The 20,412-nt window shown below is 64.3% G+C and carries 22 protein-coding genes; 17 read left to right on the top strand and 5 right to left on the bottom strand.

Annotation, left to right across the window (positions count from 1 at the left end; genetic code table 11):
* Window positions 1-36: 36 nt before the first annotated feature.
* Window positions 37-282, bottom strand: a complete 246-nt coding sequence (locus QMX83_RS12330; protein ID WP_282296928.1) for a DUF2789 domain-containing protein — start codon at window positions 280-282, stop codon at window positions 37-39.
* A 161-nt stretch (window positions 283-443) separates the two neighbouring features.
* Between QMX83_RS12330 and QMX83_RS12325 the strand changes: the two genes are divergently transcribed.
* Both QMX83_RS12325 and QMX83_RS12320 read left to right on the top strand, forming a co-directional pair.
* Window positions 444-1,034 carry a biliverdin-producing heme oxygenase gene (locus QMX83_RS12325; RefSeq protein ID WP_282296927.1) on the top strand — a complete coding sequence of 197 codons (591 nt, stop codon included), beginning with the start codon at window positions 444-446 and terminating at the stop codon, window positions 1,032-1,034.
* Window positions 1,035-1,050: 16 nt separating this feature from the next.
* Window positions 1,051-1,413 (top strand): YbaN family protein, encoded by a 363-nt coding sequence (locus QMX83_RS12320; RefSeq protein ID WP_282296926.1) that lies wholly within the window; start codon window positions 1,051-1,053, stop codon window positions 1,411-1,413.
* 48 nt (window positions 1,414-1,461) lie between these two features.
* On the opposite strand, the gene QMX83_RS12315 is transcribed toward QMX83_RS12320, so the two are convergent.
* Window positions 1,462-3,489, bottom strand: coding sequence for a sodium-translocating pyrophosphatase (locus tag QMX83_RS12315; RefSeq protein WP_282296925.1), 2,028 nt, complete (start codon window positions 3,487-3,489; stop codon window positions 1,462-1,464).
* A 280-nt stretch (window positions 3,490-3,769) separates the two neighbouring features.
* On the opposite strand from QMX83_RS12315, the gene QMX83_RS12310 reads away from it, so the two are divergent.
* Window positions 3,770-4,276, top strand: a complete 507-nt coding sequence (locus QMX83_RS12310; RefSeq protein WP_282296924.1) for a hypothetical protein — start codon at window positions 3,770-3,772, stop codon at window positions 4,274-4,276.
* 45 nt (window positions 4,277-4,321) lie between these two features.
* Here the strand turns inward: QMX83_RS12310 and QMX83_RS12305 are convergent, their stop codons facing one another.
* On the bottom strand, window positions 4,322-5,578 hold the full coding sequence (locus QMX83_RS12305; RefSeq protein WP_282296930.1) for a 6-phosphofructokinase: 1,257 nt from the start codon (window positions 5,576-5,578) through the stop codon (window positions 4,322-4,324).
* A 141-nt stretch (window positions 5,579-5,719) separates the two neighbouring features.
* Here QMX83_RS12305 and QMX83_RS12300 point away from each other — a divergent pair, with 141 nt between their 5' ends.
* The 3 genes from QMX83_RS12300 to QMX83_RS12290 all read left to right on the top strand — a co-directional run bounded on the left by QMX83_RS12300 (window position 5,720) and on the right by QMX83_RS12290 (window position 8,522).
* The gene (locus tag QMX83_RS12300; RefSeq protein ID WP_282296923.1) at window positions 5,720-6,283 is read left to right on the top strand and encodes an adenylate kinase; all 564 of its coding nucleotides are present in this window, start codon (window positions 5,720-5,722) and stop codon (window positions 6,281-6,283) included.
* A gap of 290 nt (window positions 6,284-6,573) precedes the next feature.
* Entirely contained in the window at window positions 6,574-7,938 is a 1,365-nt protein-coding gene (gene mpl / locus QMX83_RS12295) for a UDP-N-acetylmuramate:L-alanyl-gamma-D-glutamyl-meso-diaminopimelate ligase (protein WP_282296922.1), read from the top strand.
* 5 nt (window positions 7,939-7,943) lie between these two features.
* The gene (locus QMX83_RS12290; protein WP_282296921.1) at window positions 7,944-8,522 is read left to right on the top strand and encodes an LON peptidase substrate-binding domain-containing protein; all 579 of its coding nucleotides are present in this window, start codon (window positions 7,944-7,946) and stop codon (window positions 8,520-8,522) included.
* A 30-nt stretch (window positions 8,523-8,552) separates the two neighbouring features.
* Here QMX83_RS12290 and QMX83_RS12285 read toward each other — a convergent pair whose 3' ends face one another.
* Window positions 8,553-10,553, bottom strand: a complete 2,001-nt coding sequence (locus tag QMX83_RS12285) for a bifunctional DedA family/phosphatase PAP2 family protein (RefSeq protein WP_282296920.1) — start codon at window positions 10,551-10,553, stop codon at window positions 8,553-8,555.
* 99 nt (window positions 10,554-10,652) lie between these two features.
* On the opposite strand from QMX83_RS12285, the gene QMX83_RS12280 reads away from it, so the two are divergent.
* The 10 genes from QMX83_RS12280 (at window position 10,653) to QMX83_RS12235 (ending at window position 18,066) form a co-directional block, all read left to right on the top strand.
* Window positions 10,653-11,315, top strand: coding sequence for a serine/threonine-protein kinase (locus QMX83_RS12280; RefSeq protein ID WP_282296919.1), 663 nt, complete (start codon window positions 10,653-10,655; stop codon window positions 11,313-11,315).
* A 161-nt stretch (window positions 11,316-11,476) separates the two neighbouring features.
* A complete protein-coding gene (locus QMX83_RS12275) occupies window positions 11,477-11,944 on the top strand; it encodes a hypothetical protein (RefSeq protein WP_282296918.1) in 468 nt (155 codons plus the stop codon).
* A 76-nt stretch (window positions 11,945-12,020) separates the two neighbouring features.
* On the top strand, window positions 12,021-12,497 hold the full coding sequence (locus tag QMX83_RS12270) for a hypothetical protein (RefSeq protein WP_282296917.1): 477 nt from the start codon (window positions 12,021-12,023) through the stop codon (window positions 12,495-12,497).
* Window positions 12,498-12,506: 9 nt separating this feature from the next.
* Window positions 12,507-12,872, top strand: a complete 366-nt coding sequence (locus QMX83_RS12265; RefSeq protein ID WP_282296916.1) for a DUF4288 domain-containing protein — start codon at window positions 12,507-12,509, stop codon at window positions 12,870-12,872.
* Between the two features lie 1,149 nt (window positions 12,873-14,021).
* Window positions 14,022-14,483 (top strand): hypothetical protein, encoded by a 462-nt coding sequence (locus QMX83_RS12260; RefSeq protein WP_282296915.1) that lies wholly within the window; start codon window positions 14,022-14,024, stop codon window positions 14,481-14,483.
* A 73-nt stretch (window positions 14,484-14,556) separates the two neighbouring features.
* Window positions 14,557-15,054 (top strand): hypothetical protein, encoded by a 498-nt coding sequence (locus QMX83_RS12255; protein WP_282296914.1) that lies wholly within the window; start codon window positions 14,557-14,559, stop codon window positions 15,052-15,054.
* A gap of 111 nt (window positions 15,055-15,165) precedes the next feature.
* The gene (locus QMX83_RS12250; protein WP_282296913.1) at window positions 15,166-15,984 is read left to right on the top strand and encodes an NAD(P)-dependent oxidoreductase; all 819 of its coding nucleotides are present in this window, start codon (window positions 15,166-15,168) and stop codon (window positions 15,982-15,984) included.
* Window positions 15,985-15,996: 12 nt separating this feature from the next.
* On the top strand, window positions 15,997-16,419 hold the full coding sequence (locus QMX83_RS12245) for a hypothetical protein (protein ID WP_282296912.1): 423 nt from the start codon (window positions 15,997-15,999) through the stop codon (window positions 16,417-16,419).
* A 90-nt stretch (window positions 16,420-16,509) separates the two neighbouring features.
* Window positions 16,510-17,484 carry a YiiG family protein gene (locus tag QMX83_RS12240; RefSeq protein WP_282296911.1) on the top strand — a complete coding sequence of 325 codons (975 nt, stop codon included), beginning with the start codon at window positions 16,510-16,512 and terminating at the stop codon, window positions 17,482-17,484.
* A gap of 24 nt (window positions 17,485-17,508) precedes the next feature.
* Window positions 17,509-18,066 (top strand): hypothetical protein, encoded by a 558-nt coding sequence (locus tag QMX83_RS12235; RefSeq protein ID WP_282296910.1) that lies wholly within the window; start codon window positions 17,509-17,511, stop codon window positions 18,064-18,066.
* 87 nt (window positions 18,067-18,153) lie between these two features.
* Here QMX83_RS12235 and QMX83_RS12230 read toward each other — a convergent pair whose 3' ends face one another.
* Window positions 18,154-19,026: an ion transporter gene (locus tag QMX83_RS12230; protein ID WP_282296909.1), complete on the bottom strand. Its 873-nt coding sequence runs from the start codon at window positions 19,024-19,026 to the stop codon at window positions 18,154-18,156.
* Window positions 19,027-19,091: 65 nt separating this feature from the next.
* Between QMX83_RS12230 and QMX83_RS12225 the strand changes: the two genes are divergently transcribed.
* Complete coding sequence (locus QMX83_RS12225; RefSeq protein WP_282296929.1) at window positions 19,092-20,321, top strand: acetylornithine transaminase; 1,230 nt, start codon at window positions 19,092-19,094, stop codon at window positions 20,319-20,321.
* The last annotated feature ends 91 nt before the right edge of the window (window positions 20,322-20,412 follow it).

The following is a 20,412-nucleotide window of genomic DNA, read 5'->3' as shown; positions in this document are numbered from 1 at the left end:
GTGACGGGCATGGCCCGTCACCACGGATCCCATGCATCACCGCGCCGATGCATCCGCGTGCAGGGCCTCGTTGAGCTCATCCACGATGATGGCCCAGTCCGCATCCGACTTCAGCTGCTCGGACAGGAACTGGCGCTGGCCATCGTTCCAGAACGGGGCGTCGGCCACGGGTACGTCGGCCGGGAGCTGATGGGCGAGAATGAACGCGGCAATGCCGTCCTTGCTCGCATCCAGGCCCAGCTGTTCAAACAGGGTGGTCATGCGGCTTTCAGTGGTATCCATCAAAAAGTCCTCGTGGGGCGGTCAGGCTGGCATTATCGGCAACAGCGGGTGAGGATGGCATCGCCGGAATGGGGGAGCTGTCCGCCGTGCTGCAATCGGCTTGGGGCCGATGGCCGCTCACGCGTCCTACTCCAGGTACCGCCCACTCAGACGTGAATTGCATGCTTGCCCTCGACACCACCGACGCCACCCGCAGCCAACGCCTCAAGGCCGCCACCCGTGACAGCCACGGCGCGCTGGATGCGCGCATCATGGCCGGCGACATCTTTGCCAGCCGTGCGCATTTCGCCCGCTTTCTGCGGGTGCAGTTCCGCTTCCACCGCGACGTGGATGCGCTGTACGGCAATGCGGCGCTGGACGCGCTGCTACCTGACCTGGGCGAGCGTCGCCGCTTGAACCAGGTCGCGCAGGACCTGCAGGATCTGGAGCAGGCGCTGCCGGCACCGCTGTCTGCCCCCCTGTCCGCCGACCTGCCGCTGGCCGCTGCACTGGGCTGGCTGTACGTGGCCGAAGGCTCCAACCTGGGCGGCACCGTGCTGTACAAGATGGCGGGCAAGCTGGGCCTGGATGCCGGTTTTGGCGCGCGTCATCTCGCCGCGCATCCGGACGGCGCGGCACGGCATTGGCGCAGCTTCACCGCCGCGCTCGACAGCGTGCCGCTGACTGCCGAACAGGAGCAGCAGGTCATCGACGCCGCTGACGCCGCGTTCCGCAGCGTGCATGCGCACGTGGAGCAGGAGTTTGGTCAATGAGGAGCCGTGACCGCTGATGCGCTGGCTGTGGTTCGCACTGGGTTGGGTGATGGTGGCGCTGGGCGTCATCGGCGCGCTGCTGCCGGTGATGCCAACCACCATCTTCCTCATTCTGGCGGTGGGCTGCTTCGCCCGCAGTTCGCCGAAATTCGAGCGCAAGCTGCTGGAGCACCCGAAGTACGGGCCCGCACTGCGCGCCTGGCGTGAGCAGGGGGCCGTGAGCCGCAAGGGCAAGGCGTTTGCCGCCGGCGGCATGGCGTTCGGGTTCGCGATGTTCTGCTGGGGGGCGCGGCCGTCGCTGCCCTTGCTGCTGGGGGTGGCGGCGTTCTTCCTGGCCAGCGCCATTTACGTGTTGTCGCGCCCGTCGCCGATGCCGTAATGGTTCCGCGGGTAGCACCCGACCGCGGGTCGGGTGCTACCTGATGCGCTACAGCAACGGCACCAGCAACAACGCCACGATGTTGATGATCTTGATCAACGGGTTGATCGCCGGGCCAGCGGTGTCCTTGTACGGATCGCCCACCGTATCGCCGGTGACCGCCGCCTTGTGCGCCTCGCTGCCCTTGCCGCCGAAGTGGCCGTCTTCAATGTATTTCTTGGCGTTGTCCCAGGCCCCGCCGCCGGTGGTCATCGAAATGGCCACGAACAGCCCGGTGACGATGGTGCCGATCAGCAGGCCACCCAGTGCACGTGGCCCCAGCAGCAGGCCCACCACCACCGGTACCGCCACCGGCAGCAGCGAGGGCACGATCATCTCGCGGATCGCCGAGCGGGTCAGCATGTCCACCGCGCGGTCGTACTGCGGTTTGCCGGTGCCCTGCATGATGCCGGCGATCTCGCGGAACTGGCGACGTACTTCCTCCACCACCGCACCGGCGGCACGGCCCACCGCCTCCATCGCCATCGCGCCGAACAGGTAGGGGATCAACCCGCCGATCAACAGACCGATGATCACCGTGTGGTCAGACAGGTCGAAGGTGAACACCTCGCCCGGGTTGGCGGCCTGCAGGTTGTGCGTGTAATCGGCAAACAGCACCAGCGCGGCCAGCGCCGCCGAGCCGATCGCATAGCCCTTGGTCACCGCCTTGGTGGTGTTGCCGACCGCATCGAGCGGGTCGGTGATGTCGCGGATTTCCGAGGGCAGTTCGGCCATTTCAGCGATGCCGCCGGCGTTGTCGGTGATCGGTCCGTAGGCGTCCAGTGCCACGATCATGCCGGCCATCGACAACATCGAGGTGGCCGCGATCGCGATGCCGTACAGGCCCCCGTGCAGATGTGCCAGCCAGATCGCCACACACACCGCGATCACCGGCAGGGCGGTGGACTTCATGGATACACCGAGCCCGGCAATGATGTTGGTGCCATGCCCGGTGGTCGACGCCTGTGCCACGTGCTGCACTGGTTTGTACTGCGTACCGGTGTAGTACTCGGTGATCCACACGATCAGCCCGGTCAATATCAGACCGATCAGCGCGCAGAGGTACAGGTTGAACGCCCCGTGTGCGTTGTCCGGCATCAACTGCTGGGTGATCGGGTAGAACGCAATGGCCGCCAGGACTCCGGACACGATCACGCCTTTGTACAGTGCGCCCATGATCGAGCCGCCGGGCTTCACCTTGACGAACAGCGCACCGATGATCGAGGCGATGATCGAGACCCCGCCCAGCACCAGCGGGTACAGGATGGCGTTGCGCCCGGCCTCGGCCAGCATCAGACTGCCCAGCAGCATGGTGGCGATCACCGTCACCGCATAGGTTTCAAACAGGTCGGCGGCCATGCCAGCGCAGTCGCCGACGTTGTCGCCAACGTTATCGGCGATCACCGCGGGGTTGCGCGGGTCGTCCTCGGGAATGCCCGCTTCCACCTTGCCCACCAGGTCCGCGCCGACGTCGGCTCCCTTGGTGAAGATGCCGCCGCCCAGTCGCGCGAAGATCGAGATCAGCGACGAACCAAACGCCAGCCCGACCAGCGCGTGCAAGGCCTGGTCCTGGGCCAGGCCCAGCCGCAGCAGTAGCGCGTAGTAGCCGGCCACGCCGAGCAACCCGAGCCCGACCACCAGCATGCCGGTGATCGCACCACCGCGGAACGCCACGTCCATCGCCGCACTCAGCCCGTTGCGGGCCGCCTCGGCCGTGCGCACATTGGCGCGTACCGATACGTTCATGCCGATGTAGCCGGCGGCACCGGACAGCACCGCACCAATGGCGAAACCGATCGCGGTGTACCAGCTGAGGAAGGCGCCGACCAGCACGAACAGCACCGCGCCCGCGATGCCGATGGTCAGGTATTGACGGTTGAGGTAGGCGCGCGCGCCTTCCTGGATGGCGGCGGCGATTTCCTGCATGCGGGCATTGCCGGCGGGTTGCCGCAGGATCCAGCGCGCTGAAATGATGCCGAAGAGAATCGCGAGAATGGCGCACAGCAGCGCCAGAGAAAGCCCATAACGTTCCAGCATGTCCCCTCCCGGGTGATGGATTGGCATCCAGCGGATGGACGAACCTCACCACGTAAAGGGCACAACGGGCTGCAAGCGTGGACCAACCCGTTCAGACCGTGCCCGGTCCTCCTGCGTGTGGCTTTGTTCAGCAATCCTGGTGCGGCAACGAGTATGCAGTGAATTGCAGCGCTGTGACCACCACCTGCGTCAATCTGCCCGGCGTCGTGCTTCGCGCGTCCTTGCCACGCCGTTCATCCACGTCCTGCCAGCCTCCACACATCTCACTCCGGAGGCTTCCATGTCCCCCCACACCCTCCTGGCCCTGGCATTGCTGGCGACCAGCGTCACCGCCAGCGCCGCCGACACCCCTGAAATCAACCGTCCCACCGGTACCGCGCAAGCGATCGGGGCCGCCCACACCCTGCGCCAGATTCCCGAAGCCTGTGCACGTCTGGAGGGGCAGTTCACCGGCGACGCCGCCCAGCCCTATCGCTTCAGCGTGGTGCGCACCAGCCCGCAATGCCAGCCGCGCTCGCGTTTTGTCGATTTCGATAAGGTCCAGCCCAGCGCAGACAAAGGCTGGAAGCTCAACGACGTGATCCGCGTACCCAGCGCGGCCTGCCCCTCGCAGCAGGCGGTGGTCAGTGTGTGGCGACTGCCGGTCGACACGAAGCCCGACCTGGACGGGCAGGGCCAGTCGCGCATCTATCTGGAAGACGCAAAAAAGCAGGCGGCGGCCGGCAAGACCGCACAGGTGCCGATGTTTGCAGCGAAGGCCGAGGTGGAGGGGAAGGCCTGCCCGTGATGGCACCCGCATCGCCACGCGCTGCGTGGCGATGCGGTGATCGCATTACGCCTCGAACGCCGGCAGTTTCTTCTTCACCGCCACGTTCTTCAGCGTCACGTACTTCGGCAATCCATCCGCCCCGTACGGCAGCGGAGCCTCGCCCTTGATCAGCGGCGACAGATAGGCCCGTGCCTTGTCGGTGATGCCGAAGCCATCGCGACGGATGAAGCCGGCCGGCATCTTCTTTTCGTGGTTGGCCACCTTATGCAGCGGCGCAGGTTCGATCTTCCAGCGGTAAGGTTTGTCGCTGCTGCGCACGATCACCGGCATCACCGCATTCTGGCCTTTCAGCGCGTACTGCACGGCTGCCTTGCCCACTGCCTGGGCCTGTTCCCAGTCCGTCTTCGAGGCAATGTGCCGCGCCGAGCGCTGCAGATAATCCGGCAGGGTCCAGTGCACCTTGTAGCCCAGCGCGTCTTTCACCCGCCCGGCCAGCAGCGAGGCCACGCCGCCGAGCTGTGAATGCCCGAACGCGTCCTTGCCGCCGCCGGCATCGGCCACGAACGTGCCGTCTGCGGTCTGGATGCCTTCCGAGGCCACCACCACACAGTGGCCCACGCGTTCCACCACCTGCTTCACCTTGGCCAGGAAGGCCGCTTCGTCGTAGGCGCGCTCGGGCAGCAGGATGATGTGCGGGGCATCATCGGGACCCTCGCCGGCCAACCCGGCGGCGGCGGCCAGCCAGCCGGCGTGCCGGCCCATGGCCTCGTAGACGAACACCTTGGTCGAGGTTTCTGCCATGGCCGCCACGTCCAGTGCCGCCTCGCGCACCGACACCGCGGTGTACTTGGCCGCCGAGCCGAAGCCCGGGCAGGTGTCGGTCACCGCCAGGTCGTTGTCGATGGTCTTGGGTACGCCGATGCAGGTCAGGTCGTAATTGAAGGCCTTGGCCAGCTGCGACACCTTCCAGGCCGTGTCGGCCGAGTCATTGCCGCCGTTGTACAGGAACCAGCGCACGTCATGCGCCTGCAGCACCGCCAGCAGGCGCTCATAGCGAGCCCGATCGGCCTCCAGTGATTTGAGTTTGTAGCGGCAGGAGCCAAACGCTCCGCCGGGGGTATGCGCCAGCGCGGCAATGGCCGCCGCCGATTCCTTCGAGGTGTCGATCAGCTCTTCACGCAGCGCGCCGAGAATGCCGTTGCGTGCGGCCAAGACCTTGATTCCCTTGGTTCTGGCGGTGCTGATCACCGCCGAGGCGGTGGCATTGATGACGGCGGTGACGCCGCCTGACTGGGCGTACAGCAGGGTGCCATTGGACATGGTGCGACCTTGGTCGGGGGAGGAAGACATTGCAGGGACATTACCCGTATGAGGTAAAGTGCGTGTATTGCGGTGCAGCGTGAGCGGGTGTTTCCGCGCCGCGCGAACCCTTCCTTTTTTTACCAAGTTGGAGTCAGGTTGATGCGATTGGTTCTGTTGGGACCGCCCGGTTCGGGCAAGGGGACACAGGCGACGCGCCTGAAGGACAAGCTGGGCCTGGCCCATATTTCCACCGGCGACATGCTGCGCGCCGAAATTGCCGCCGGCTCGGAGCTGGGCAAGCAGGCCAAGTCGGTCATGGATGCCGGTAATCTCGTTTCCGACGAGATTCTGCTGGGCATGCTGGAATCGCGCCTGTCCCAGGCCGATGTGGCCAAGGGCTTCATTCTCGACGGTTACCCGCGCAACGTGGCCCAGGCCAACGCGCTGGACGCCGTGCTGGCCAAGATCGGCCAGCCGCTGGATGCCGTGGTGCAGCTGGATGTGGGCACCGACCTGCTGGTGGAGCGCATTGCCGGCCGTGCGGCCGAGCAGGGTCGTGCCGACGACAGCCCGGAATCGGTGCGCAACCGTCTGAATGTCTACAACGAGCAGACCGCCCCGGTGGTGGACTTCTACGCCGGTCGCGGCACGCTGGAGCGTGTGGACGGCGTGGGTGAGCTGGACGAGGTGGAAGCGCGCATTCACAAGGCGATCAAGGCCTGATGCGGCGGGGCGCTGCTGCGGCAGCGCCAACGTCTTACACCTGCACGCCCAGCTCGGGGAAGAGCCGGGCGTGCGGTGTAAGTAACCAGCGAGCGGGCTTGCTCAGGGCCCCACAACATGAGCCCCCCTGGGGATTGGCCTCTTGGGGAGTAGGACCGATGGGGGTATTGCGGCTGGCGACGTGAATTGTGTCCGTCTTCACAGTACAGCGGTATAGGGGATTCCCTGACAGGGTTCAGATTTCCCCTACCCGGCCACCATCCATGCGGATGATCGGCGACAATCGGGTCATGAGTACCCTTCATATCCTTGGAATTGCCGGCACCTTCATGGGCGGCGTGGCCGCGCTGGCGCGGGAACTGGGCCATACGGTCCGTGGCAGCGACCAGGCGATCTACCCGCCGATGTCCACCCAGCTGGAGCAGCTGGGGATCACCCTGGACCCCGGCTACCGGCCCGACAGTGTCGCCGCCGACTGCGACGAGGTGGTGATCGGCAACGCCCTGTCACGCGGCAACCCTGCCGTGGAAGCGGTGCTGGACGCCGGCCAGCGCTACATTTCCGGTGCCCAGTGGCTGGCCGAGCAGGTGCTGCCGGGCCGCGACACCCTCGCGGTGGCCGGCACCCACGGCAAGACCACCACCACCACCATCCTGACCTGGCTGCTGCAGGCCGCGGGCCGTGAGCCGGGCTTCCTGATCGGCGGTGTGGCCGAGGACTTCGGCGTCTCCGCCCGTGCCGGGCAGGGACGGGAGTTCGTGGTCGAGGCCGATGAGTACGACACCGCCTTCTTCGACAAGCGCAGCAAGTTCGTGCATTACCGGCCGCTGGTCGCGATCCTGAACAACCTGGAATACGACCACGCCGACATCTTCCCCGACGTGGCCGCCATCCAGCGCCAGTTCCACCATCTGGTCCGCACCGTGCCGGCGCGCGGCCGCCTGATCGTCAACGGAGAGGACGCCTATCTGGCTGAAGTGCTGGCGATGGGCTGCTGGACCCCGGTCGAGCGCTTTGGCTTCGACCCGTCGCTGGAGTGGCATGCCGAGCTGGTCCACGCCGACGGCAGCGCCTTCATCGTGCATCACCGTGGCGTGGCCCTGGGCCAGGTGAACTGGCCGCTGCTGGGCCGCCACAATGTGCTCAACGGCCTGGCCGCGCTGGCTGCCGCGCACGCGGTTGGGGTCGACCCGGCCACGGTGATTCCCGCCTTGGCGCAGTTCCGCAGCGTCAAGCGCCGGCTGGAAGTGATTGGCAGCGCCCGCGACATCACCGTGTATGACGACTTCGCCCACCATCCCACCGCGATCCGCACCACCCTGGAAGGCCTGCGGGCCAAGGTCGGTGCGGCCCGCATCGTGGTGGCGATGGAGCCGCGCAGCAATTCCATGCGCCTGGGCGCGCACGCCGACGCCCTGGCTCCTTCGCTGGACGGTGCCGATGCCGTGGTGTTCCTGCATCGCCCCGAGTTGGCTTGGGACGCGGCCAAGGTGATCGGTGCCGTGCAGGGCCAGGCGCACGCGGTGCCCGACACCGACGCGCTGCTGGCGCAGCTGGGCGACATCGCCCAGCCCGGTGACCATGTGGTGTTCATGTCCAACGGCGGCTTCGACGGCGCACCGCGCCGCTTCCTGGCCCAGCTGCAGCAGGGCTGAGCGCCATGAGTGAAACCGTCTCGCTGCCGTTGTTCCCGCTGCATTCGGTACTGCTGCCGAACGCATCGCTGACCCTGCGGGTGTTCGAACGGCGCTATATGGACATGGTGCGCGAGTGCAGCCGCAACGAAACCGGCTTCGGCATCTGTCTGATTCTCAAGGGTGAAGAGGTCGGTGCTCCGGCGACGCCGGCCGCACATGGCGTTGAAGCGCGCATCACCGACTTCGATGTCGGTCCGGACGGGGTGCTGGTGCTGACCCTGCGCGGACACCGGCGCTTCCATGTGGAGCAGGTGCGGGTGCGCGACAACGGTCTGATCGTGGCCGACGTGCAGTGGGCCGAACCGGACCACGATGACGAGCTGCGGCCCGAGCACGCGCTGCTGTCCACCGTGCTGGAGCACATCATCGAGCAGGCCGGCAATCCGTATGCGCCCAAGGTGCCGATGCTGCTCGACCAGGCCGCTTGGGTGGGATGGAAGCTGGCCGAATTGATGCCGCTGGAAGAATCGCAGCGGCTGCAGCTGCTGCAGCGTGATGATCCGCACCAGCGGTTGGAAGATCTGCTGGGGTGGATTCCCTGATCTCCGCCGGTCACGACCAACGGTCGTGACCTACCGGTCGTGATCCGTGCGCACGCGCAACACCGGCGTCTTCGATTCCGGATGCGCCTCCACCGCCTGCGGCAGCCCGTCCAATGCCTCACGCACCGCCTTCAACGAGGGGTCGATGCCGCGCATCGGGTGCCACATGCCGATCAAGCCGAAATGCTGTTCGTAGCGCAGGGTCTGCGCGCTACCCAGCCACAACGGCTGCTTGCCCGGCGTCAGTTCGGCCGGAGCCGGCCACAGCCGCAGCGCGTAGATTTCGTACGGCGCATCGCCGGCGCGGATCATCAGCAGCGACTCGACCTGGGTGTCCAGCGTAGCTGGCAGCACCGGCACTTCTTCCGGCGCGGCGGATTTGTCCAACATCAGCAACGCCTGCTCCCAGCCGGCCTGCGGCTGCACGTGCCAGCCGTGGCTTTCCAGTTGCTGGCGCAGGGGACCCAGCGGCCCGCCCACCTGTACGTCCAGCGGCCAGCGCTGGTCGTCGTCGAATTCGTTGCGACGTGCCGGCAGGGCGCGCCAGGCACCGTCCCACCAGCCCTGTGCGGTCAGCGCTGTGGGCGCGGGCTGAGCCGGCTCAAAACGTTCCAGTTTGGCTTCGATGTTGCGTGGGGCGTACCAGAACGCCGCTGCCGCGAACGTGCCGTAGAACAGCCACGACACGGGCTTGACCCAGAACGAGCGGTTGAAGCGGCGGCGGTAGGCGATGCCCAGCACCAGCAGCCAGAAGATGCCGAACAACATGCCGCCGATGACGTCGCTGAGCCAGTGCGCACCCAGGTAGATGCGGGCAAAGCCGATCAGGCTGACCACGATGCCCGACAGCAGGTACGGCCACACCCGCGTGCGCCCGGGCAGTTCGCGCCCGATCAGCACCGCGAAGAAGCCGAAGGTGATCGTGGCCATGGTCACCGACACCGACGGGAAGCCGAAGCCGCTGCTCGCATTCGGCGGGCGCACCACATCGACCGTGGTACCCAGCAGCTCGGTCAGCGCATAGCCGAAGGCCAGCGCCGCCAGCCAGTGCCCGGCCGCCATCCAGCGCCGCCGCCAGATCAGGTAGCCCATGCCCGCCGCGGTCGCCGGCATCAGCACCTGCCATGCGCCCAGCGAAGCCAGTGCGGCCATCGGGTAGTCGGCGAGCGGGTTGCGCAGGGCCAGCATCGCCTCGTGCACCGCCAGGTCCAGCGCCAGCGGTTCGCCATGGGCGACCACCGCCATCAACAGCGCGAACCAGCACCAGCCCAGCAACAGCAGCATCAGCGCCAGCATCGCCAGCGGTACCGATTCGCGACGGTTCGGATCGAACACCGCTACCGAGTACCGGCCCAGGGTGGGGTGGCGCTGATACCAGCGCAGCAGCCCGGCCAGCCAGGAATCCATGCGCGCCGCCGACCAGCGGTAGCCATACAGCACGATCGCCCAGACCACGCCCAGCACCACGCCAACCAGCGCGAGCACCATCACCAGCCGGCCGGCCACGGCTGCGACCGCGTCGTAGGCTTCGCCGAGCACCCAGCCCGGGGCCAGGAACAGCAGCGCCCAGCTGATCGCGGCGATGCTGCTGGCCTGCAGATAGCGGGGCACCGGCATCTTCATCATGCCGGCGATGGCCGGCACGAACGGACGGATGGCTCCCACGTAGCGGGCGACCAGAATGCTCTTGAACGCATTGCGGCGGAACATGATTTCGCCGCGGTCCAGCAGCTGCGGGTAGCGACTGAATGGCCAGATGCCGCGCAGCCGGTTGCCCCAGCGGCGGCCGACCCAGTAACTGAGTGCATCGCCGGCCAGCGCGCCCAGCGCGGTGCAGGCCACCGCATACGGGCCGGAGATCTGGCCCAGGCCGATCAGCACGCCCACCGCGAACAGCAATGGCAGCGCCGGCACGATCGCGCCCAGAATGATGACCGCATCGCAGAAGGCGATGAGGAAGACGACCGCACCGGCAAGCACGGGGTGAGCTGCGATCCACGCGAGCGTGGCATCGATCCATGAAGAGTCCATCGCCGGATTATAGGGGGGCAACGCTGACTGGCTGCCACCGGCGTGCTCCGAAACGACGTCATCTGCCGGCAATGAACGTGAACCGCCTAGAATGGCGGCATGACGTCAACGCCGCCCACCGCCCCGCATGCCCTGAAGGCCGACAGCTTCGGTCGCATCCTGCTGATTGAGCAGGACGGCAATCGCTTCGTGCGCCGCGACCTCGGGGCCACGCCCTGGTGGCTGCGTCTGCCGGCCTGGTGGCTGGCCCGGCGCGAGGCACGCGCGCTGGCCCATCTGAATGGCATGCCCGACACGCCCCGGCTGCTGGCCTGGGACGGCCACTGGCTGGACCGCAGCTTCATGGAGGGCGACGCCATGTACCAGCGTCCCCCGCGTGGCGACCTGGCCTACTTCCGCGCCGCGCGCCGGCTGCTGCAGCAGGTCCACCGCCACGGCATCGCCCACAACGACCTCGCCAAGGAAGCCAACTGGCTGGTACGCGAAGACGGCCGCCCCGCGCTGATCGACTTCCAGTTGGCGGTGATCGGCAACCCGCGCTCGCGCTGGATGCGCCTGCTCGCCCGCGAGGATCTTCGTCACTTGCTCAAGCACAAGCGCATGTACTGCCGCGAACACCTCACCCCGGTGGAGAAGCGCCTGCTCAAGCGCCACTCGTGGGTGCGCGACCTGTGGTTCCGCACCGGCAAACCGGTCTACCGTTTCGTCACCCGCAAAATCCTGCACTGGGAAGACAACGAGGGGCAGGGGCCGAAGCCGTGACGCGGTGTATGGATTCCGCCTCAACTGAGGTCAGGGCAGGGCTTCGGTAGGGTCGCACGATAGTCGACCGCCGGTAACGGTGATCACTTCTTTAGGGCATGACCCACAAACGAAGGCACCGCCCCCAACAGAACCCCCAAACCCATCAATGGATAATACTCATGCAAGGACTGCTCTCATTCCTACTACTCGCACTTCCCACAACCCCGCTCCCCGCGAACCCCAGCCTTGATCAAGAGATCGCGTCGGCACACGCCCAGATCCACGACGCGAACACGCGCTCCGATCGCTCGGTCCTCCTGCAGGCCTTGGCCAAACGCCTGTCCGTCGCAACACCGGACCAGGTCAGCTCGGTCACGGACGAATCCATACAGAATCTGACAGACCTGCTCAATACGGATGGCGACATTGGGAGGGTCTTCGCCTCCCATGCACTGGCAGCGGTGGCGTGCCGCGCCCACGGCGCGCTTCCCTCCTTGCGCGCCACATTGGCGGAGGTCCCGGCGCCAGAGGCAGATGTGCTGCCAATTGTGCTGGCACCGTCGTTTAGCCCATACGATCACCTTGAACGGGCCATTCAGACCATAGAGAACGCAACGCCCTGCCTTGCCAACCCGCGGCAGGATTGATGTACTGATTCAAGTGCAAAGGAATGATCTGGAAATGAGAGATTGGGGCACCGAGCCACAAGACACGGACGCAGCGTTGGCCTTCTACGCCGCCAGAATGCGCGACGATGCGCCGGACGAATTCCTCGCCGACTACATGACATTCTGCTGGCAGGCATGCGAGCCAGGCCGGGTGGCGGCGCTGGACCTCAGCGACGCGGCATTCACCGAAGCGGCAGACCGCTTGCAGGACCTGCTGGTAGCGGCAAGCCATGAGCGTTATCGCTGGACCGCTCCCGATTTCTGGAGGCGCTACATCGCCTGGGCAGACTACGGAGACGAGTTGAGCTTTGACGTCGCAGATGGCCGCGCCTTTCTACAGCACAATCCTACCTACATTGAACCCTCGTTCTACCTCTTCTCGGCCGGAGGCGATGGCAGCATGCAATCGCTCGCAGTGAAGGTGCTGGAGCAGTGTGAGCAGCCCACTCTTCGCAATCAGTACGTGCGGTCCGTCATCGAAAGTACTTTGAACAGTAGAAAGCCTCGCCGCCCTGTTTGGCAGGGATGCTAAGGAGTCGCCATGTGGTATTGCGCACACGCCATTTTCTATTTCCAGTACGAAGGGCAGTCGTCCTACCGGCTGCATGAGAACGTCTATCTGATTCAGGCCGATACCGCCGACGCCGCTTGGCAGCGCGCGGAAACGCTGGCCAGGGAGCGGGAAGATCCCAGCGAAGGTGGCCACGTGAACCTCGATGGGCACAAGGTCAGGTACTGCTTTGCTGGCATACGCAAGCTGATTGAAGCCCAGGTGGACACCGGAGAGGAAAATAGTCCGCTGGAACCGGGAGTCGAGTTGACCTACTCCGTCATGGTGGTGGATTCACTCTCGGCGGTTGAGCAGCTCGCGAAAGGCGAAGAAACGAGCGTGCTGTATGAGGAGTAGCGCGCTCGTAATCGCATTGATGGCCTCCCAGGCGGTCCAGTCCGCCGAGAGTACCCTCACCGGTCGCGAGGCCGAGGCGATGGTTGGATTTGTCTTCTCGCTCGATGATGCCCAGGCGGATGCATATGTGAGGACACATATGGGGCAGTTGAGCAGAGCTTTGTCGAGCCTCGACATGGCATCCGAGGAAGATCAGATAACCGTCCGATACTTGGCCCGTATCATTGCTCGCGGAGGCTGCTCATCAAAACTTGCGATTGCCTCACTGAGGAAGCCTTTGTCCCAGCTAAAGGATGACTCCGTGCTTGTGGGCGTTCTGCCCTTCTATCCGCCTACGAGTACTTATGGCTCCTTGACATCGGTTCTGCGCGAGCTTGAAGCGCGTCCAGAGTGTGCTTAGCCCCGTCTGTCGGAGCATTGGTAGGGTCGCACGAAAGTCGACCGCCGATAGCAGACATCACATCTTTAGGGCATGACCCGCAAACGAAGGTGAGCTCTTCAGTGTCCGAAATGACGATACGCAACCCCTCAACAACGAGAATCGGAAGGTCAGGGTAGTGTCAAGAAGGAAGCGGCAGAAATGGGGTGTTGGGAGTGTCTTTGTTGTTCCGCTCAAGGATGGAGAGTATTGCGTTGGACAAGTGATCGTTCGTGAGCGAGAACTTCTTAACAGCGCGGCGGTAGCCTTCTATGACCGCAAAGGTCAGCTGGATGCTGCCGGACAACTTCCGCAGGTGTCGGCCGAGAGCATCATTTCGGTCATTTACGTGACAGTCGATCTGCTGAATTCGGGGCGATGGCCCGTTGTAGGTCAGGCTGATGATTCTGCATCGTTACCCATGCAGCCTTATGAGCACCTTCGAGATGCAGGGTTCGTGGGAGCAAAAATCCGTGGCTCCAGCATCGCGGAGAGTTTTCTCAATGCGTTCTATGCTCTTGAAGCATGGGACGATTGGTACGTTGCAGACTACCTCGATGACTTTCTTATCTCTCCAGCTAAAAAGCCGGTGGACCGTCTCGTGTACTCGGGGCGGCACCCGACTGGCTATCGGAGTGCATTGCTCGGGACCCCGCGGTCGACCGCACCGGTCGAAGCGCTGTATCAGGTAAGCTGGACTAGGCGATGTTTCCTCGATTCAAGAACGCTTGATGAATATTGGACTCTTCTCTTTGACTGTAAGCCTCCTTTCAATGGCGGGCGGTGGTGATCTCAATGCGGATGTTCAGTCGGCGCACCAGTTGATTGAGCAATCTCGCACTGCCAATGACCGGGCGAATCATATGAGGCAGTTGGTAGAGCGGCTTTCGAAGGCGGGGCCGGATGAGGTGGAGGAGCTCAATGACGCTTCGGTGGCGCTTATTGCCGATATGCTCAAGCGTGACGGTGCGATCGGCAGGTTCTATGGAGGATTAGGACTCTCAGCAGTGTCCTGCCGCGCGAAGTCGGCTCTCCCCGATCTGCGCCTGGCTCTCTCAGAGGCAACACCGGTCGGGTCGGATGTTGACTGGATTGCCGTTTCTCCTGCGGTAAGCCCTTACGAGGAGATTCAGCGGGCAATCGGAAAGATCGAGGCGGATCGTCCTTGTTCTGTCAGGCCGGATTTTCCGTGACCGATTTCAGCCTTCCCGGCAACGACGCGCCCTAATGATGCTGCTTCACCTGTAGAACAGACCCGGAAGTAAGATGAATAAAAATTGCATGACAATGTTCTGGGTGGCGTTTGCTCTACTTGCGGTCGGTTGTAGTAAACGAGATGGTGCCCCGGCGGTGGATCACGGTCCATTGTCAGCTTGTTACTTCAGGACGCACGGTTCCGGTACGTGCACGACCAGCTTTCAGCGTTTGATGGTGGATCCTCAGTCGGCAGTTGGTAAGAACATTTCAATTGTGGGCTATCTGGCTCCACGGCGCGGGGTCGCGTTGCTCTATCCCAGTGAGAATGATTTTGCACACGACGTGGTCGTCAACGCGATTTCCATTGATTCAAAGGATGCGGCGCTCCTCACGGATCGCTGGTATCAGGTCGTGAGCGTCCGGGGGCGGTTTGATGTGGTGGTAGATCCAGTCGAACCTTGGTTTGGCGAGATTGATTCACTAAGCGAAGTGAACGCCGTGGGAGCGATGGGCAGAGAAGATCCGGTCGTAATCTATGAGAAGCTACCATCTCGCTCTGGGAAATAGATCTCGCGCATCTCGCGTTCTATCGACAGGTAGTGCGGCATTGGGATATCCCGGTTTCCTGAACTGGTAGAGCATAATGTAGGCCTACATCCGCAATCCGGACCCGCCCGCATGACGACCCTGCAAGGTAAAACCCTGTTCATCACCGGTGCCTCGCGTGGCATCGGCTTGGCCATCGCCCTGCGCGCCGCACGCGAAGGGGCCAACGTGGCCATCGCGGCCAAGTCGTCCGTCCCCAATCCTAAGCTCCCCGGCACCATCCACAGTGCCGCCGAAGCCGTGAACGCGGTCGGTGGCCAGGGTTTGGCGCTGAAATGCGACATTCGTGAGGAAGACCAGGTTCACGCCGCCGTCGCCGCCACCGTGGACACCTTTGGCGGTATCGACATCCTAGTCAACAACGCCAGTGCGATCTGGCTGCGCGGCACGCTGGATACGCCGATGAAGCGTTTCGACCTGATGCAGCAGGTGAATTCACGCGGCAGTTTTCTGTGCGCGCAGGCTTGCCTGCCGCACCTGCTGCAGGCGGCCAACCCGCATATCCTCACCTTGGCACCGCCGCCCAGCCTCAACCCGAAGTGGTGGGGGCCACACACCGGCTACACCCTGGCCAAGATGGGCATGAGCTTCGTCACCCTTGGTCTCGCCGCCGAATTCGGTCCGCAGGGCGTGGCGGTAAATGCGCTGTGGCCACGCACGGTGATCGCCACCGATGCGATCAACATGATTCCGGGCGTGGACGCCGCCGGTTGCCGCACCCCGCAGATCATGGCGGATGCCGCCTACGCGGTGTTGACCCGCGAAGCCGCCGGCTTCCACGGCAACTTCCTGCTGGACGATGAAGTGCTGGCCGAAACCGGTGTCACCGACCTCAGCGGTTATGCGGTGGATCCGTCGCGGCCGCTGCTGCCGGATCTGTTCCTGGACTGAGGCGTGACCCTTATGCGCAATTTGCTGCTGGCCATCCTGGGTCTGTGTCTGGTGACGCCAGCACACGCTGAAGACGAGCCTTTCAGTTACATGGACAGCCGGCGAATGATGAACGCCTTGGCTCACCTGGATGAGGCCGGGGCTGATGCGTATGTGAGCCCGCATGTTGCCCGGCTGAGCCGCGTACTTCCGCAATTGGATATGGACTGGGAACTTGATCGGGCGACGGCTCAGCAAGTGGCGGAGATTCTCGTGCGAGGCGGCTGCTCCTCAAGGGCGGCGCTTCCAGCATTGAAGGAGTTGCTGGCCAAGCTTCCGGACGACTCGGCGCCTATTGGCGAGATTGCGCTATATCCGCCCACCAGCGTGTACGGGTCAATTCGTTGGACTGTGAACGAGTTGGAAGAGCGTCATGACTGTTCACTGCTGCATTGATGCACCCTGATCGGCATTGAATGGCTGCCCGGCAACGCTCTGCCTGCTAGAATCCGTTCTCTGGAAACGTTTTCAACACGGAGAGGTTGGATGAAGCACGCAGTACGCACGGCCACGATGGCCGTTTCGATCGCCCTGGCCCTGAGCGCCTGCGGCAACAAGTCGGCCGATCCGGCCAAGGCCGAGGCGGCCGCCGCCAGCGAACAGCTGGACGCGCAGGAAGCGCTGACCGTCAAGCTCAATGACTACATCGATTGCTACAACGCCATTGATGCCGACCAGCACCGGGGTATCGACACCTACACCGGCTGGATGAAGGACCCCGAAGCGGGCCCGACCGGCAAGGAGCAGCGCGGTTACGGCCCTCGTCCGGTGGACAGCTACGGGCTGAAGAAGTGCGACGAGACGGTGAACCGCGCGCTGGCCGCCGAACCGAAGCTGCCGGCACTTGATGCCGCGGCCAAGGACTATCTGGCCCAGCTGCACGCGCTGGAACCGTTGGCCAAGGAGGCCCACGACTACTACAGCCGTGAAGACTTCGAGGACGACAACTTCGCCAAGGGCAAGCAGATGCACGCACCGCTGATGGCGGCGTGGGGTTCCTTCGCGGCGTCCAGCGAGACCTTCAGCGACGAGCTGGAAAAGCAGAACGACCAGGCCCAGCGCGAACAGCTGGCCGCGCTGGAGAAGGCCGAAGGCCGTACGCTGGAGTTCTACCGTCTGTCGATGATGCTGGAAGCCAAGTCGCTGGTGGAGTTCATGAGTGAGGACACCTTCGACGTCGCGGAAGGTGAGAAGCGCGTGGCCGCGTTCAATGCGCTCTCCGACGAGGCGCACGCCAAGGTCAAGCCAGAGCAGAACAACGCCGGTTGGAGCACGTTCGAGATGTCGGCCGAGTCGTTCCGTCGCCAGGCCAAGGAGCGCGTGGCCCGCGTGCGCGACAAGAAGCCGTACAGCAAGCTCGAAATCCAGTGGATGGACAATCCGACGCTGGCACCGGGCGGTTCGCCGACCAAGTTGTTGAACACCTACAACGACCTGGTTCAGCGTAGCAACCAGTTGTAGTTTGGAATTCGGAGCAGCTGAATCTTGGACGATGACGCTGCTCCGACCGAACCAGGACCTGCGCGGAAGCGAATTGAAGTGATGAGATTCATCAGTATTCCACTCCTGGGCGCACTGCTCTTTTCTTCGGGCTCTTCCGCTGCTGTCTCAAGCTCCCCGCTGTGTGCAGGCAAAGGCAAACATGAGATCTGCCTGCTTTCGTTTGGAGACCTGTGGGGTGCTCGCGAGCAGTACTCAGGCAAGCTTGTCCGGATCAATGGCTACCTTGTCAGCGGTCGCGGGCGTCTCGTTCTGTATCCAGGCAGGGACTTCTTCGTCTTTCAGCAGGGTGCCGGTGGCATAGCCATCGAGGTCGATCAGGACACGCTCAATGCTGCAAGGGGCAGGATGAAGACGTTGGAAGACGTGCGTGATTGGGATTACGCATCGTCCTGTCCGGTTACGGTTTTGGGCACCTACTATGCCAAACCGAGTGGTGATTTTGCGACGTTGGGCACCTTGGTGAGCGACGGCACAGGGTTGATGGTGTCCTCTGTTGATGCGCCGTGCTCTTTGCCAGAGGCAGTCACCCCGTTGCCATGAGTGTGCGCTGTTGTGCTTGCTGATGGAGCAATTGAAATATTGGGGCGGTGGGAGACAAGCGTCCGCCCGACGGTCGGACGCAATGCGTTACGTGTTGAACGTATCCGGGATCTTCTCCCCGCACCGCCGGCAATGCCGCGCATCCGGCTCATGCCCCTCCAGCCCGCAATGCGGGCATCCACGCGCATCCCGCCGCGCGGCCAGCTCGGCGTCGCGCATGGTGCTGGCCAGCTCGGCGGTATAGATGCCGGTGGGCACGGCGATGATGCTGTAACCAATCAGAATCAACACCGAGGTGACGAAACGCCCGAGCACGGTCTGCGGCACGATGTCGCCAAAGCCGACGGTGGCCATGGTCACCACCGCCCAGTACATGGCGCTGGGAATGCTGGTGAAGCCATGGTTCGGCCCCTCGATCACGTACATCATGGTGCCGGCAATGATGGTGATGGTGATCACGGTGAACAGGAACAGCAGGATCTTGCGCCGGCTGCGCCACAGCGATTCCATCAACACGCCGCTTTCTTCGATGTAGCGGGTCAGCTTGAGGATGCGGAACACGCGCAGGATGCGCAGCGCACGCACCACCAGCAGGCTCTGCGCGCCGGGAATGAACAGCGACAGGTAGGTGGGCAGGATCGAGGCCAGGTCGATGATGCCCCAGATGCTGAAGGCGTAACGCAGGGGGCGCTTCACCACCACCAGCCGCAGCAGGTACTCGGCGGTGAACAGGATGGTGAAGCCCCACTCGACCACGTACAGCCAGCTGGCATGGGCGAGGTGGAAGCGATGCACGCTGTCGAACATGACCACCAGCACGCTGGCGATGATGGCGTAGACCAGCAGCAGGTCGAAATTGCGGGAGGGCCGGGTGTCGTGGCGGTAGATGATGTCGAACCAGGTCCGGCGCCAGCCGGACTCGGTTGCGGGGTTGAGCTGGGGGGCACTGAACGGTCGCATGCGGCGCATTGTGCCCCAGCCGGGGTAGGGGGAGAATGAGTCCTTTCCCGGAGCCCTTGACCGCCATGACCGCCGCTGCCCCTGACCCGCTTCTGTCCCTGTCGCATTACTACCTGCCGGTGTACAAGCCGCGCCAGGTGGTGCTTGAGCGCGGCCAGGGCGCGCGCGTATGGGACAACCACGGCCGGGAGTTCATCGACCTGGCCGCCGGCATTGCCGTGTGCGGCCTGGGCCACAACGACCCGGACCTGAAGGCGGCGCTGATCGAGCAGGCCGGCAAGCTCTGGCACACCAGCAACGTGTTCTACAGTGAGCCGCCGCTGCGTCTGGCCGAAGAGCTGGTCACCGCCTCGCGCTTCGCCGAGCGGGTGTTCCTGTGCAATTCCGGCGCGGAAGCCAATGAGGTGGCGATCAAGCTGGTGCGCAAGTGGGCCTCCTCGCAGGGTCGCCCGGCTGACAAGCGGGTCATCGTGACCTTCCGTGGCAGCTTCCATGGCCGCACCTTGGCGGCGGTGACCGCCACCGCCCAGCCGAAGTACCAGGAAGGCTACGAGCCGCTGCCGGGTGGCTTCCGCTACGTGGACTTCAACGATGAAGTGCAGCTGGAGACCGCCATGGCCGCCGGTGACGTGGCCGCGGTGATGCTGGAGCCGATCCAGGGCGAGGGCGGGGTGATGCCGGCCAAGTCCGGCTTCCTGCAGCGCGTGCGCGAGCTGTGCGACCAGCACAACGCGCTGGTGGTGCTGGATGAGATCCAGGCCGGCATGGGCCGTACCGGCACGCTGTTCGCGCACTGGCAGGACGGCATCAAGCCGGACATCGTGACCCTGGCCAAGGCCCTGGGTGGCGGTTTCCCGATCGGTGCGATGCTGGCCGGGCCGAAGGTGGCCGAGGCCATGCAGTTCGGCGCGCACGGCACCACGTTCGGCGGCAACCCGCTGGCCGCGGCAGTGGCCAGGGTGGCGCTGCGCAAGCTGTCCTCGCCGGAAATCGCCCACAACGTGGGCCGGCAGTCGCAGGCGCTGCGCGAGGGCCTGGGCAAGATCAATGACGAGTTCAAGGTGTTCAGCCAGGTGCGCGGTCGCGGCCTGATGCTGGGTGCCGTGCTGGACAAGGATTTTGCCGGCCAGGCCGGGCCGATCCTGGACCACGCCGCTGAGCATGGGCTGCTGACCTTGCAGGCCGGCCCGGACGTGCTGCGTTTTGTGCCGTCGTTGAACATCAGCGATGAAGAAATCGCCGAAGGGTTGAAGCGCCTGCGCGCCGCGATCCAGTCGTTTGTTGCATCGCGTTGAACGGCAGCCGGGCAAGCCCGGCTCTACGTTCATGACGTCTATGATGTATATCGCTTGGTCGTGCGGGGTGCCCCGTAGAGCCGGGCTTGCC

Source organism: Stenotrophomonas sp. PS02289 (assembly GCF_029960115.1).
In the GTDB taxonomy this organism is placed as follows: Bacteria; Pseudomonadota; Gammaproteobacteria; order Xanthomonadales; family Xanthomonadaceae; genus Stenotrophomonas.
This window is presented reverse-complemented; position numbering and strand designations above follow the sequence as displayed.